Source organism: Pseudocolwellia sp. AS88, assembly GCF_030551755.1.
GTDB lineage: Bacteria > Pseudomonadota > Gammaproteobacteria > Enterobacterales > Alteromonadaceae > Pseudocolwellia.
Genome location: NZ_JAUPEC010000013.1, coordinates 17522 through 32271 on the forward strand (window position 1 = coordinate 17522; position 14750 = coordinate 32271).

13 protein-coding genes are annotated in these 14750 nt (G+C 35.9%); 6 read left to right on the plus strand and 7 right to left on the minus strand.

Features of this window, described 5'->3' with window-relative positions; translation table 11 throughout:
• Positions 1 to 177 precede the first annotated feature (177 nt).
• The 3 genes from Q5N69_RS10630 (at position 178) to Q5N69_RS10640 (ending at position 4724) form a co-directional block, all read left to right on the plus strand.
• Complete coding sequence (locus Q5N69_RS10630; protein WP_304368897.1) at positions 178 to 1212, plus strand: choice-of-anchor A family protein; 1035 nt, start codon at positions 178 to 180, stop codon at positions 1210 to 1212.
• 81 nt (positions 1213 to 1293) lie between these two features.
• The gene (prsT, locus tag Q5N69_RS10635; RefSeq protein ID WP_304368898.1) at positions 1294 to 4077 is read left to right on the plus strand and encodes an XrtA/PEP-CTERM system TPR-repeat protein PrsT; all 2784 of its coding nucleotides are present in this window, start codon (positions 1294 to 1296) and stop codon (positions 4075 to 4077) included.
• Positions 4078 to 4163: 86 nt separating this feature from the next.
• On the plus strand, positions 4164 to 4724 hold the full coding sequence (locus Q5N69_RS10640) for a GNAT family acetyltransferase (RefSeq protein ID WP_304368899.1): 561 nt from the start codon (positions 4164 to 4166) through the stop codon (positions 4722 to 4724).
• A 107-nt stretch (positions 4725 to 4831) separates the two neighbouring features.
• Here Q5N69_RS10640 and Q5N69_RS10645 read toward each other — a convergent pair whose 3' ends face one another.
• Positions 4832 to 5761, minus strand: a complete 930-nt coding sequence (locus Q5N69_RS10645; protein ID WP_304368900.1) for a hydroxymethylglutaryl-CoA lyase — start codon at positions 5759 to 5761, stop codon at positions 4832 to 4834.
• A gap of 157 nt (positions 5762 to 5918) precedes the next feature.
• On the opposite strand from Q5N69_RS10645, the gene Q5N69_RS10650 reads away from it, so the two are divergent.
• From Q5N69_RS10650 to Q5N69_RS10660, 3 genes are all read left to right on the plus strand, one after another.
• Positions 5919 to 7100 carry a CaiB/BaiF CoA-transferase family protein gene (locus Q5N69_RS10650; protein WP_304368901.1) on the plus strand — a complete coding sequence of 394 codons (1182 nt, stop codon included), beginning with the start codon at positions 5919 to 5921 and terminating at the stop codon, positions 7098 to 7100.
• 435 nt (positions 7101 to 7535) lie between these two features.
• A complete protein-coding gene (locus Q5N69_RS10655; RefSeq protein WP_304368902.1) occupies positions 7536 to 8513 on the plus strand; it encodes a DUF1852 domain-containing protein in 978 nt (325 codons plus the stop codon).
• 119 nt (positions 8514 to 8632) lie between these two features.
• Positions 8633 to 9661 carry a methionine synthase gene (locus Q5N69_RS10660; RefSeq protein ID WP_304368903.1) on the plus strand — a complete coding sequence of 343 codons (1029 nt, stop codon included), beginning with the start codon at positions 8633 to 8635 and terminating at the stop codon, positions 9659 to 9661.
• 162 nt (positions 9662 to 9823) lie between these two features.
• Here the strand turns inward: Q5N69_RS10660 and Q5N69_RS10665 are convergent, their stop codons facing one another.
• From Q5N69_RS10665 to Q5N69_RS10690, 6 genes are all read right to left on the minus strand, one after another.
• Positions 9824 to 10288, minus strand: coding sequence for a hypothetical protein (locus Q5N69_RS10665; RefSeq protein ID WP_304368904.1), 465 nt, complete (start codon positions 10286 to 10288; stop codon positions 9824 to 9826).
• 113 nt (positions 10289 to 10401) lie between these two features.
• Positions 10402 to 10770 (minus strand): DUF3703 domain-containing protein, encoded by a 369-nt coding sequence (locus Q5N69_RS10670; RefSeq protein ID WP_304368905.1) that lies wholly within the window; start codon positions 10768 to 10770, stop codon positions 10402 to 10404.
• Positions 10771 to 11064: 294 nt separating this feature from the next.
• Positions 11065 to 11985 (minus strand): polysaccharide deacetylase family protein, encoded by a 921-nt coding sequence (locus Q5N69_RS10675; RefSeq protein WP_304368906.1) that lies wholly within the window; start codon positions 11983 to 11985, stop codon positions 11065 to 11067.
• Positions 11985 to 12929, minus strand: coding sequence for a polysaccharide deacetylase family protein (locus Q5N69_RS10680; RefSeq protein ID WP_304368907.1), 945 nt, complete (start codon positions 12927 to 12929; stop codon positions 11985 to 11987). Before Q5N69_RS10680 ends, Q5N69_RS10675 begins: the two co-directional genes overlap by 1 nt.
• Before the next feature lie 13 nt (positions 12930 to 12942).
• On the minus strand, positions 12943 to 13611 hold the full coding sequence (locus tag Q5N69_RS10685) for an isochorismatase family protein (RefSeq protein WP_304368908.1): 669 nt from the start codon (positions 13609 to 13611) through the stop codon (positions 12943 to 12945).
• A gap of 184 nt (positions 13612 to 13795) precedes the next feature.
• Positions 13796 to 14572, minus strand: coding sequence for a GntR family transcriptional regulator (locus Q5N69_RS10690; protein WP_304368909.1), 777 nt, complete (start codon positions 14570 to 14572; stop codon positions 13796 to 13798).
• Positions 14573 to 14750: the final 178 nt, after the last annotated feature.

The window sequence follows — 14750 nt, forward strand, 5'->3', positions numbered from 1 at the left end:
AATAAACAAATGATTTTAGAGAACTAATAGTGTCAATAAAAGTTACATATAACACTTAGATGAATTATTTAATATACTAAGTGATTGATAATCAACATTGTTGATCTTTTGGCTCATTATTTGCTACAATATGTAGCTATCTGAATACCCTTTTTTATTTAAAACAAGTGATAACTAATGACTAAGTTTGCCGTAATCCTTTCTTCTTTATGTTTAACATTTACATCTTTTGTAAATGCGAGTTCGTTTGTACTAAACGATTATAATTTAATCACCGTTGATGATGTAAACTCTAGCAGCTTACACGTACACGGTAATGCTTTTATTGGCGGAGATCTTAATGCAGGTAATGCTGAGATCGGCAGTAGATTAAACAATACTGTTGCGCTTGAACTTGCGGGTGATTTAGACAGAAACCTTAAAATTCTTGGCAGCAATAATACTGCAGAAGTATTAGGAAGTGTTAGCACAGACCAAAATGGTAGACCAAGCGTTAACGGTAATACTATTGAAAGTGCAGCATCTGTAACTCAAAATACAAGTTTGTCAGCTAAGGCAGCAAGTATTGAAGCAGAAATTAACGCTATATCTAATGACTACAAGAACCTAGATGCTACAGGTACGGTATTAGTAAAAGGGCGAAATCAAGGTGGCAATAATTCAATTACTATTGATAGTCAAAATATAGATGCAAATGGTTTTGCTGTTTATGAGTTAGGTACTGCGACTGCATCGGGTGAAAACTCTTATTTAGTTGATAATCAAAATAAAGATTTAGAAGTTATCTATAACTTGTCTAATGAGAGCATAGACGATTTAAGTGCCATCATAATTAACGTACCAGGCACTACAATTGATTTCTCATCTAACAACAACAAGATTTCAGGTAATTCATTTTTAAGTTCACTTGAAGGTCGTTCTAAAGTTGTTTGGAACTTCTATGAAGCAACAACGATTAAACTAAGCTCAAATTTCTACGGCAACATTTTAGCACCATTAGCTGTGCTTACATCAAATAGTGATATTGATGGTTCTGTTGCGGTATATGGTCTTAGCGAACAGCACAGTGGTCAAATTCATTTACCAAATGCTGACTTAATAGCTTCAACTGGCAATGGTCCTGATCCTATAACGGTACCTGAACCTTCTTCATTAATTTTACTTGCTGGTGCACTGTTATTTATATTGCGTAAAAAAATACAACTTGCTTAGTTGTTAACAGTTAACTAATAATTATTACGGAGCACTTGTTGCTCCGTTTTTATTTGACTTTATTTTCCAAGGTTGTATTTAATGAAATTAGGCTTATTACACTCTGTATTATTTTTCTTATCATTTAATGTTATTGCTAATAGTAGCTCTACCTATGAAGATGCATTAAATAGCTTCAAAGCTTCTGATTACGATGCTTCAATAATCCATTTAAAAAATGCATTAAAAAACCAACCCGACCATTTACCTTCCATCGTATTATTTGCTGAAAACTTATTAGCAAAAGGTGAAAGCGAACAAGCTGAAATTCTTTTAATTGACGCTAAACAACAAGGCGCTGACGAAAGTCGTTTACTACCTTTATTTGCTAAAACCTATTTAATGCAACGTCGCTACGATAGTATTTTAGAATTAATTACTCCCTACAATGCGAATTCACGTTACAAAAGCGAAATGTTAACCTTTAATGGTTTAGCTTTACTTGGTAAAAAAGAATATACCGAATCATCAGAAGCTTTCGCCCAAGCACTTAAAATATCGCCTGTAAATTTCAATGCAATGCTTGGTTTATCAAAGCTTGATCTAGAAAGAAATAACATCACAGCTGCAAAAAACTGGATCGATAAAGCTTTATCTTTAGATCCAGAAAATAAACAAATCTTATTAACTGCCGCAATTATTTACAAAAAGAATAATGACATTACTCAAGCATTCGATCTTGTTCAGCGTTTGTTAGCACTAGAAGAAAATAACTATAATGCTTTATTAATACGTTCAGTATTATTTACTGACCAAGGTAAGTACCAAGAAGCCCTTGATGACATAAATACCATAGTAGAAGTGATCCCCAACGAACCTGTAACTAACTATGTTAAAAGCCTTTCGTCTTTATCTTTAGGTGATGAAGAAAGTTATAATACCGCCAATGAACACCTCAAAAATATCATTAATGGCTTACCCGAAGAACTTATTGAGCAACAGCCAATTTACTTGTTCATAGATGGTGTAGTTAATTTCAGACAGAACCTCATGCAAAAAGCTGATGACTCTTTAACTAAATACAATAAAAAGTTTCCTAAAGACATCACGGTAATCAAATTACTTGCCCGCGCTAAATTAGCATTAGGCAGCTATGGCACAGCACAAAAATTACTAAGAAAAGCACATTTAAATAATGCGAACGATGTTGAGATCATTAGTCTGCTCGCTCGTTCATATCTCTTATTAGGCAACAGTGCACGAGCAGAGCATTACTTTAGTGAAGTAGTAAGGCTTGCCCCAAATAGTGTTGAAGCGACTTTAGATTTAGCAAAATTATTAATACTGCAAAAGAACTTTTATCAAGCTAGTGAGTTAATTCGTAAACAATGGTTAGAAATACAACCATCATCTCAGCAAGAAATTGAATTACTGTTTATTTTAACCAAATCTTATAAAGAATTAAGACAATATAAAGCAGGCCTATTCCAAGCTAAAAAGCTCATTAAACTTGCACCAGACAATAGCTCTGCACATGAGATTCTAGGGACTTTCTATGGCGTTACAGGCGACCTTACTAACGCGCAAAAAAGCTATCAACAAGCCATCACATTGAACGAAAAGAATTTTACAGCGGTAACTTTATTAGCTCGTATTTATTTTAATAATAATCAGCAAGAGCAAGCAATTAACTTAATTAGAGAACAGTTAAAACTTGGTGACAACAGTGCATTATTTATTGAATTAGCCGAAATGTATCAAGTACTTAAAATGAACGATGAAGCTATGCAGCTTTATGAAAAGGCATTAATACATAACCCAAGCAGTGTTTTAGCGCTAACTCGCTTAACCCAAATCCACTTAGCTAAAAACAACGCAAAAAAAGCGATTGAAATAGTACAAAGTTTTCTTGAAAAATATAATGATAATAGCGATATCCATCATTTAGCTGCGCAAATTTATGTTAAAACAGGCCAACAAAAAGAAGCGTTATATGAAATGTCTCAAGCGGTAAAATATGCAGACCAAAAAGGTGAACGTTTATATTTATTAGCAAAATTACAATTAAACTATGGCGATCGAAACGCTGCAGTTGCTAACCTGCAACGAGCCATTTCTTGGCAAAATAGTTTTGTACCCGCTTACGTTCTATTAATCAGTATATATAACGAAAATAAAGATCAAGCATCTTCTGAGTCGTATATAGAAAAACTCACAAATGTTACTGACGACAATTCTCTTGTTAATCGCTTAAGAGGCGAAATGTATTGGGTACTTAACGATATAGATTCAGCAACAAAAAGTTTTAACTCATCGTACACACAGCAAGCCAATAAACCAGCACTTATCGGCTTATATCGTATCTATCGTCGCCAACAAAACTTCGATAATATATCCACATTACTTAATAAATGGTTAGTTACAAACCCCGATGATCAAATGGTAGTTGTTCTATTGGGCGAAAATTATCGAGATAAAGGTGAAAAAGCTAAAGCAGCCAATTACTATCAGCAGCTTGTCACTCAATATCCTACAAACCCAATATTACTTAATAATGCTGCATTAACGTCATTAGCTATTGGTGAGTTAGACAAAGCGAATAGTTATGCTGAAACGGCCTACGAACTAGCTAAAACCAATGTACAAATTATAGATACTAAAGCATGGCTAGCATTTCACAGTGGTAACTATAAAGAAGCCCTCGACTTATTAAGACAAGCTAATACTTTAGATTATGAAAACGCAGAAATTTTATATCATCTAGCGGCAACGTTAGACAAATTAGGTAAGCGCGCTGAAGCCAAAATTTATTTAGAAAATGCGGTGAACAGTGAACAACCTTTCAGAGATAAAGAAATAGCTAAAGCTTTATTAGCTAAATGGTAAAGCTAAAAAGTTAAGTCGCCCTATTGGTCTGGCGTAAAGTCAGACCAAAATAAAATACAACCGCCTCATTAAGTAATGGGTAAATAATGACAGTCGAATTAAAAACAGCAACCTTAAGCAATGTAGACGAAATTTTAACGTTACATTACAAATACCAAATAGACTCTATGAACGAAGAAGACAAGGCTGATGGTTTTATCACAACAGCTTTTACAGAGTCTCATTTAACCCGTTTAATAGAAGATGAAAAAGGTCTTTTCATTGCTTGTGTAGACAATAAGATTGTCGCTTATGCTATGGCCGCCTCTTGGCAATTTTGGTCACAATGGCCACTCTTTGAATACATGATCAAAAATTTAGACGACTCTACTTATTTAGATCAAGTTATAACCGCTGAGAATTCTTATCAATACGGCCCCGTATGTGTAGATAAATCTGTTCGTGGCTCAGGTATTTTCGAACAAATATTTAACTTTTCTTTAAGTGAAATGAATAAACGATACCCAATAATGGTCACTTTTATCAATAAAGTTAATCCAAGATCTTTCGAAGCTCATACACGTAAAACAGAGCTACAAGTAATAAAGCATTTTGAGTGGAATAATAACCACTATTACAAACTAGCTTGTAACACAAAACCTGCTTGAACTTAGATTAACAACTCAAATTAACTAATCAAAAATTAAAAACCAGAGGCTTAAAGACTCTGTTCTTTTTATTTGATATGAGTTTTTCAATATAAACTAAAGTCTAACTACTTAATCTCAAAACCCTTAGGTAAACCTGCTAATGGGGTAAAACCGTATAACTCTACATCAGGCATAAGTTCAGAAAAAACACGACGCGCATCACATAAAGCGTCAAAGTTGATCCCTGTGCTCAAGCCCATAGATTCAAGTAAAAACACTAAATCTTCAGTTACTATATTACCACTTGCACCAGGCGCAGCAGGACAACCACCAATCCCCCCCATAGATGAGTCAATAGTTTCAACGCCCATATCAATAGCAGCAAGTACATTAGCTAAACCTTGACCACGAGTATTATGTAAATGAACACCTGTTAATTTGTCTCTGCCAACCGCTTCCCATACTTTTCTAAGTAAACGTTTCAACTGAGCTGGGTTTCCGCTACCTGTGGTGTCTGACAGACCAACCTCATCACAACCTGCAGCTATTGATGCTTCAGCTAAACGTACCACTAAATCTTCTGAAACCGCACCTTCCAAACTACAGCCAAAAGCAGTAGAAAGCCCTACTTCAAAATGCGGACGATCAGCTTTAGGAATTGTTTTTACTAACTCGGCAATACGGGTAATTTCACTTATCATTTGTTCGTGTGAACGTTTTACATTTTTTAAACTATGAGTTTCACTCACCGACAAAGGAATACTGATTTTATGAGCACCCGCAGCAATCGCATTTTCAGCACCTCTGTAGTTAGGCACTAATACAGCGACTTGCACACCAGCAATACTTCTTGCATGAGCTACAATTTCAGCCGTATCGGCTAATTGAGGCAACACTTTCGCGGGAACAAAAGAGCCAACTTCTATTTCTTGAATACCTGATTTAGCTAAAGCCGTTATCCATTGTTTTTTAGCTTCGGTAGGCATAATGCCACTTAAGCTTTGTAAACCGTCTCTTGGCCCTACTTCACTTATTAATATATCAGTCTTTTTCATACCTTCTCCCAAGATAAAATTAATAAAATATTGAAAGTTTTTTTTGTTAATACTTAAACTTTACACTAGAATGATATAATATTATGACATTAACTCATTAATGGCTAGTTAAATTTAGTCAGCAAAACATAAAATACATAATCAAAGGGGAACATAAATGAGCAGCAACCAACCTTTAAAAGGTATAAAAGTAGTTGAATTTAGCCACATGGTTATGGGGCCAGCTACTGGACTAATTTTGGCTGACTTAGGCGCACAAGTAATAAAGATAGAACCCCTTAAAGGTGACAATACCCGAAGATTAAAAGGCTCGGGGACAGGTTATTTCTCAATGTATAACCGTAACAAACAAAGCATCTGTTTAGACATAAAGTCTGAAGAAGGCGCTAAAATCGCCAAAGACCTAGTGAATGAAGCCGATGTAGTTATCGAAAACTTCAGACCAGGCGGATTAAAATCAACAGGCCTAGATTATGAAACTATAGCAGCTACAAACCCAAGCGTGATTTACTGCTCTCTTAAAGGCTTTTTAAGTGGCCCATACGAACATAGAACAGCTTTAGATGAAGTAGCTCAAATGATGGGTGGTCTAGCTTACATGACAGGATTACCTGATAAGCCAATGCGCGCAGGTTCATCAGTTATAGACATCACAGGCGCAATGTTTGGCGTTATAGGTATTTTAGCGGCAATGGAAGAACGTCATACCACAGGTAAAGGTAAGTTAGTACAAAGTGCATTATTTGAAACTACAGCCTTCATGGTAGGGCAACACATTGCGCAAGGTGCAATAACAGGCATAGAGCCACCGCCAATGTCGGTTCGCCAATCAGCTTGGGGCGTATACGACTCATTCACCACAGCGAACAACGAACGTGTATTTGTTGCCGTTGTAAGTGACACACAATGGCGCAAGTTTTGTGAGGCGTTTAATTTAACTGACTTTGCCAGTGATACAACATTAGATACCAACACAGGTCGTTTTGATAACAGAGACAAAGTTATCCCACGCCTTACTGCATTATTCGCGCAAATGTCTACCCAGCAGCTGTCACAAACACTAGACACTATTGGTTTACCTTATGCACCGGTTAATAAGCCAAATGATCTAATTAATGATCCACACCTAAATGATGGCGGATTATTAAATATTACTCTTGAAGATGGTATGCAAGTTAAACTCCCTGCTCTACCAATTGAAATGAATCGCGAAAAGTTTGGTTTACGTTGCGATCCACCACGTGAAGGTGGTGATGCAAAAACTATTCTTGCCGATATGGGTTACTCTCAAGAAGAAATAGATAAACTCATCGCAGCTAATATATTAAGAGTTAGCTAGTAAAAAGAGTCAAAATTTAGAACACTAAAACTTAAAGAAAAAGAGCTCAATAGATGTTACGTCTATTGAGCTTTTTTATTTAAACAGCCCGGAGAAATTAACTCACTGACTTGGGTTTAAGGGGTTATGTAGAAATATTTTTATTACCTAGCTCTTAAGATAACCTTGCTATCAGGCTAAAACACTAATGCATGAAATAACTTCATGGTTCCATGAAATTAAATCAATTTTATTCATAATACAAACCACGTATAAAACACACAGTAAGCTTAACTCTAGGCAATATTACAGTTAATTCTTAGTTTGAACAGTAGATATAAATCAACAATATCTGTGAAAAACAATTAATAAGAAATTTCAGAAAATAACACTGTAAAGCCCAGAAAAAGCCATAAATATATGTAGGTTTTATCTCAATAAATTGGATACAAGATCATGAAGAACAAAGACTTTACCTTTTCTATAAAAAGCATTTGTCTCGATGAAAATTATCAACCATCAGACAATACGCGTATCACAACCAACTTTGCTAATTTGGCTCGAGGAAGTTATCGCCAAGCGAACTTACGCAACGCTTTAAAGATGATAGATAATAGTTTTAATGCTTTAGCCCACTGGGATAACCCTAAAGGCGATCGTTATTCTGTTGAGCTTGAAATCATTTCCGTTAATGTTGATATTGAAAACAGTGGGAAAAGCTTTCCTTCGATTGAAGTATTGAAAACCAATATTGTTGATCATCAAACAAACAAACGCACTGAAGGTATTGTAGGCAATAACTTTTCCTCTTACGTTCGAGATTATGATTTTAGCGTATTACTGCAAGAACATAATCAGGGTCAGTCGACATTTAGTATTCCAGATGATTTTGGCGAACTGCATGGAAAACTCTTTCAGAGCTTCATTAATTCAAACGTTTACAAACAAAACTTCAATAAAACACCCGTGATATGTCTGAGTGTTTCAGACAACAAAACCTATCATAGAACTGAAAATCAGCATCCTGTATTGGGTTTTGAATATCAGCCAAATGAATCCTCTTTAACTGAGCAATACTTCAAAAAAATGGGCTTACAAGTTCGTTATTTTATGCCTGCAAATAGTGTTGCCCCTTTAGCTTTTTATTTCTTGGGGGATTTACTTAATGATTACACAAGCCTTGAGCTAATTAGCACTATTAGCACAATGGGCACTTTTCAAAAAATCTATCGACCTGAGATTTATAATGCCAATGCAGCAGCAGGAAAATCCTATAAACCAAATTTGAAGAATCCAGATCATTCATTAACTCAAATTGTTTATGACCGACAAGAGCGAAGCAAATTAGGTAATGAGCAAGGACTATTTGCACAAGAGCACTTCATTAAACCATACCAAAAGGTATTAGAACAAAGGTCTGCTAATTACGTTTAATCAGTATTTTTAATAGCGGGTTAATACCTAGCCTTAGTAACTCAATTTAATAGTAACGTCGTTAGTCACCTTAAAAAACGACGTTCAACAATCACTCTATCTAATACGGCATCATTTTTATGAAAAAATTATTACCTACTTCAACTGCTGGCAGTTTACCTAAACCTTCTTGGCTTGCAGAGCCAGAAACACTTTGGTCACCTTGGAAATTAGAAGGTGAAGAACTCATTCAAGGCAAACACGACGCCTTGCGTTTGTCATTACAAGATCAACAACACGCAGGAATTGATATTGTTAGTGATGGCGAACAAACACGACAACATTTTGTAACTACCTTTATTGAGCACTTAAACGGTGTTGATTTTGAAAAACGTAAAACCGTTAAAATTCGTGACCGCTACGATGCTAGCGTACCTACAGTCGTTGGTCCTGTTAGTCGTCAAAAGTCAGTGTTTGTTGAAGATGCTAAATTCTTACGCCAGCAAACCAAGCAACCTATCAAATGGGCTTTACCAGGTCCTATGACGATGATAGATACCCTTTACGATGATCATTATAAAAGTCGTGAAAAGCTCGCGTGGGAATTTGCCATCATACTCAACCAAGAAGCCAAAGAATTAGAAGCCGCTGGCGTTGATATTATTCAATTTGATGAGCCTGCGTTCAATGTGTTTTTTGATGAGGTAAATGATTGGGGTATTGCCTGTTTAGAAAGAGCCATTGAAGGGCTTAAATGCGAAACAGCTGTACATATTTGTTATGGTTACGGCATCAAAGCTAATACAGATTGGAAAAAAACTTTAGGATCTGAATGGCGACAATATGAAGAAGCATTTCCTAAACTTCAACAATCTAGTATCGATATTATCTCACTAGAATGCCACAACTCGCATGTGCCAATTGAACTGCTTGAACTTATTCGAGGTAAAAAAGTAATGGTAGGCGCTATTGATGTTGCAACCCATACTATTGAAACACCAGAAGAAGTCGCCAATACTTTACGAAAAGCACTGAAGTACGTAGATGCAGATAAGCTCTACCCTTGTACAAACTGTGGCATGGCGCCGCTACCCCATCAAGTGGCAAGAGATAAATTAAATGCTTTAAGTGCGGGTGCAGAAATCGTTCGAAAAGAGTTATTGGCTTAGTTAAAAAATTTTATAACCTTACTTCATTACAAAAAATGAATATTAAAAAGCTCAATAGGTGATAAACCTATTGAGCTTTTTTAAGTGTGGTTAACTTAGAGTGGGTAACTAAAGCAACTAGATAAATAGCCTATAATTATCCTATTTACACATTTTATCTGCTTAACTTTCACATACACTATAGTCAAAATCCTCAGGGACTTCTTGTGGCATTTTACCTGCTTCAAAATATCCCCAAACAGAAAAAACAATAAAACAAAAAGTTATTAATAAAAAGAATAGTGCTTGTGCATTTGCTTGCCAGCCTCGACGAATTTTAGTCGGTTTATAGACTTTCATACCTTGTGGTGGGAACTGTTGTTGGCGTATTGCTCTTATACAAATAAAATCGTAAGGGATGCTTAGCAAAACAACTAATAATGGTATCCCAACAAATAAAGAATACCAGAGAAGAGAAATACCAGAGTATCCAAAAGGCTGATGACAATAAACAGTATCAACATACCAATTTAAAAATGGAAGGAACCACTTTTCATTAATAATTACACATAAACCACCTAATAATATAAATAAAAATACTCTCTTGTATTTCTCAGTTTTTGGGTACTCTTCAGCGTATTCGATCACACTATTTCCTTGAGTTAAGGCTAATGCCTAAATAACCATTTAATTTAAATAGTTGAATAAAATAGCATAGTAAACACAATGACCTCGAATTTTAAACGTTACGATTTATCTTTTTATAAACCCGTTTTAGCGCGAGTAATATGATTTTCATGCTTCAAACTGATAGGCATAACTTTAAACGGGCTAACATTTGAACCGCCCGTATTTCCACTTGGAATAAAACCAAAAGCTGTTTTTGTTGCAGCTCCTACAACACGAAATACTTGCCCTAAAAGTTCACGTAAATCATGTTCTTTTATAGCCCAACACAACATAAGAAAATGAACTTTAACGTGAAAATAAGTAGATTCTTGGCCGAGAACATGAGCATTTTCTAAATGCTTAAATGCCAGCACCGAATCACCATTATTATTAGCTATTCGAGCTATAGCTAATTCTGCTTCAACATGAGGTTTAATGTTTTTAGTAAATCGACCGAACATACCAACATCCTTATAAGTTATATTACTCAGAGTTCTTTATTAAATAATTATAATACAAATATAACTATTGCCTTAACGATTATAACTGAGCAATCTAAAAGTAATACATTCAAATCTACTAAGGTACTTCAATAATATCAAATAATTAATCATCTATATAAAAGTCATAACTTTAGATTAGATACTTGCTGGTAGAATTAAGGTTTGGAATTCAGAATTACTAAATAGGTTTAAAAAACAGCTAAGTTTTTTATCTCTCAGCTGTATTTTATTTATTAGAGTTTTACGGGAGGTTTACTGGTTTTCGAACGCGTTTAAAATATCGCTTGCAGACGCTGACCACACTTTAGGATTTGACGTTAACTTTTCAAGTAAGGCTTCTAGCTTAGCAATACGATGCGGTTGCCCTAATAACCAAGGGTGAATATTCAAAGCGAGTATTCTTCCGCCAGAAGTTTCAGCCTCTTTAATTAACAAATCACACGAATCTTCAATCTGTTCAACGTACGATTGCTCTGAATGTAGGTTGTTCATTAAAATGAATTGGTCGTCTAACTCGTTCGATAAAGGCATTGCGACTAATGGACCATTTTCAGTGTTAAAACTGTACGGCATGTCGTCGTTTACCCAATCACAAAAGTAACGTACGTTATTTTGTTTAAGTAGTTCAGGGGTTATCGAACTTTCATTACGCGCAGGACTTAACCAACCTTCTACCTTTTGACCACTAAGTTCACGTAATCTATCTAACGATTTACTCACTAATTCAGCTTCTTCACCTTCAGCTAAACCATCGTGATGTAACGCATCCATGTGGTAGCCATGACAAATAATTTCATCACCACGTTCTACTACTTTTTTTAATAGGTAAGGATATTTTTCAGCTAAACGGGTGTTCATCGCAATTGTAGGTTTAATACCAAAACGATCAAAAGCTTTAAAGAATCGATAAATGCCGACTCGGTTACCATAATCACGTAACGAATAATGACGTAAATCAGGATAAGGCATTGTCATGCCGCCAGGTACTTTAAAAGGAATGCCTTTTTGATCTAACGGGAAATATTGCAAACTCACATTAACCCATAAAGCTAACGATTTTCCATCAGGCCAATTCACTTTAGGGCGATCTTCTAACATGCTCCAGCTATAGCGGTCGTGGTCCATTCCATACTGACGCTTTGAGTATTCTAAATATTCTTTATCAAGTGCCATTATTTTGCTCCCACTATTTTACTAGCGATATCATCATTTATTGTATCGTAATGATTATCTAAAAAGTGTTGTGCTATTTCTTTACCCGTAGTTATCCAAACATCACTATGACCAGTAATGTATTCAAGGGCTTCTTCAAACGCGCGTAAACGATGCGGACAACTTACTTGATAGTTATGCGTAGGAATACACATGATGGTGCCTGATTCTGCACCTTCTTGATAAAGTCTGTCGAAGTTGTCTTTGATCATTTGACCGTATCGACGAGGCTCAATTTTATTCACGACATAAGCGATGGTGTCGTTCATTTCTAACGAATAAGGAATAGAAACAAAACGCTTACCGCTGCGTAAATGAATAGGCGTAGGTTGGTCATCATGAAATAAGTCACAGGTATAAAAGCCTGCGTCATTACCAAATAACTCTGTACCTGCTTCAGCAAATAAATCGAGGGTATATTCAGAATGTGAGAGTGCTGGTGCTAGGTAACCAGCACATTTTTGCCCTGTGTGTTTGTAAATAGTTTCGATTGAGTCGCGTATCATATCGCGCTCTTGTTCTTCACTCATGCCATAGGTGTAACGTGTGTTGTAAATACCATGACTGAAAAATTCCCAGTTACGCTCTTTACACATTTCTATAATTTCTGGATGGTGATCACACAAGGCGGTAGACAGTGATATTGAACCTCTAATGCCGTATTTTTCTAACAACTGCATTTGACGCGTATGCCCTACTCTATTGCCGTAATCTCGAATAGAGTAACCGCCAACAGCCGGATAAGGCTGCGGCCAAGCTGCTCGATGCGGATTAGCTGGCGGATTTAGCTCATAAAATTCAATATTGGGTGCTACCCACAACGCAACGCGTGCGCCATTAGGCCATTTAATTTTAGGTCGGTTTTCGTAAGGCCAATAGTCGTAGTAACCTGGTTCTTCTTTCATGACTTACTCCTCACTATTTGCTTTGTTCAGCTAACCACGTAAGCGCTTCTTGCACGTCAATAACATCAGCATATTTAAGGGCTAAATCGGTTAAGTTAGCGTAATGATAACTTTCATGTTTGTCAGCAACACATTGCTCTGGAACCATAGTGCGGTAACCGCGAGAAAGGCTATCTACAGCTGCAGAACGAATACAGCCAGATGTAGACCCACCCGTTAAAATAACAGTGTCGACTTGGTGCCATACACATAAACTTTGTAGTTGTGTTTCGAAGAAAGGAGAAGGCATTTTTTTACAATAAAAAACGTCTTTTTTGCGGTCTAAAATTAAGCGGTCATCAAGTTCGCTACGTACGCTATCAAACTTAATATTTTGTAAGCTGTCTGGTGTATCGGTGCGTGTGCCCCAAATACCAGCATCTTCACCTGACTCCATGTAAGCAACATTTGTCCAAACAACAGGCCAATCTAATTCACGAAATGCGGCAGCTAATTCGTTGACGTAATCGATTTGTTTAGGATCGCTTTCGTAAGCTGTTTTGAATAAGTCGGTGCGGGTGTAAGCTTTTTGAATATCAATATTTACTAATATTGCTTGCTTACCAAAACCAAACTTTGCTCGTGCCGGATTCGATTTAACATCGAAATAGATTTCTTTAGCTGTTTTAGTGGTTGTTTCCATGTTGTCTCCAGGGATCAATAATTAAATATTACATTCAGCACAGTAGCTCACTTAAAGTTAGTGGTAAAAATTACACACAAAAATAAGTCAAACTACTGGCTTATACTTTTACAAAAGTTACCTTTTGCTTTAAATACTTTTGATTAGCCCTGGCTACGCTTATCTATAATATTAGATAAATAAACTATGAATTTTCATCAATGGTCAGGTCCATCTCAAATTGGAATCTTTCTGGATGATAGTAAACTTGCATGTAATCAAGTTGCTTTTCATCACTATCAAACGACTGACGTATCATGCTTAATAATGGCTCACCAATATCAGTATCTAAACTTTCAGCTAATACTTCATCAGCAGCGCATGCTGTTAGTGTTTGTTTCATGTGTGTAAAGTTAAGGCCTTTCTCTCTGAATATTTCTAAACGAGGGATAGATTCTAGTTTTTGAATGCTTGGTTTTTTATCTAAACCAACAGTCCAACTCACGTAATAACCAAAAGGCACACCATCACGTGATCTAACACGTACAATTTTTATGGCTGTTTCGTTAGGCTCTAGGGCTAACTTTTCACGAATATCTTCAGGTGGATTTAAAATATCAACAGACAACACACGCACTTTTGTTTGGCGTGCCATGCTTTCTATTTCTTGTAAAAGCCCAACGAGTGGAGCTTTAACTGAACCTGGCGTATATTTGAAAATTACATGAGTACCTTTACCACGACGACGCTCAACTAGTTTTTCAGCCGCAAGTTCATCCATCGCACGTTTAGAGGTAATACGAGATACATTAAATGCATCAGATAACTGCTGCTCTGTAGGCATAAATGCACCATGAGGTAAGGTGCCATTAAGTATCACTTTCTTGAAAAGACTATATAGTTGGTGATACAAAGGTGTATGACTGTTTGGGTCCAGAGACTTTTGCTGTTTTGGGCTAATTAGTTTATCAATTGGGCTCATTTAATATTCATCCTGATTATTAGTTATTATTTCTGTCGTTTAATTTCTATATTTTATTATTTTTATAATGATATAACAAATAGATATTATAATGATATGAAGTCCATATCAAACTCAATAATAATCATATTCTACAGGAGACCATTAATTCAATTTTTGTGATTTATGTAGTGAGCAT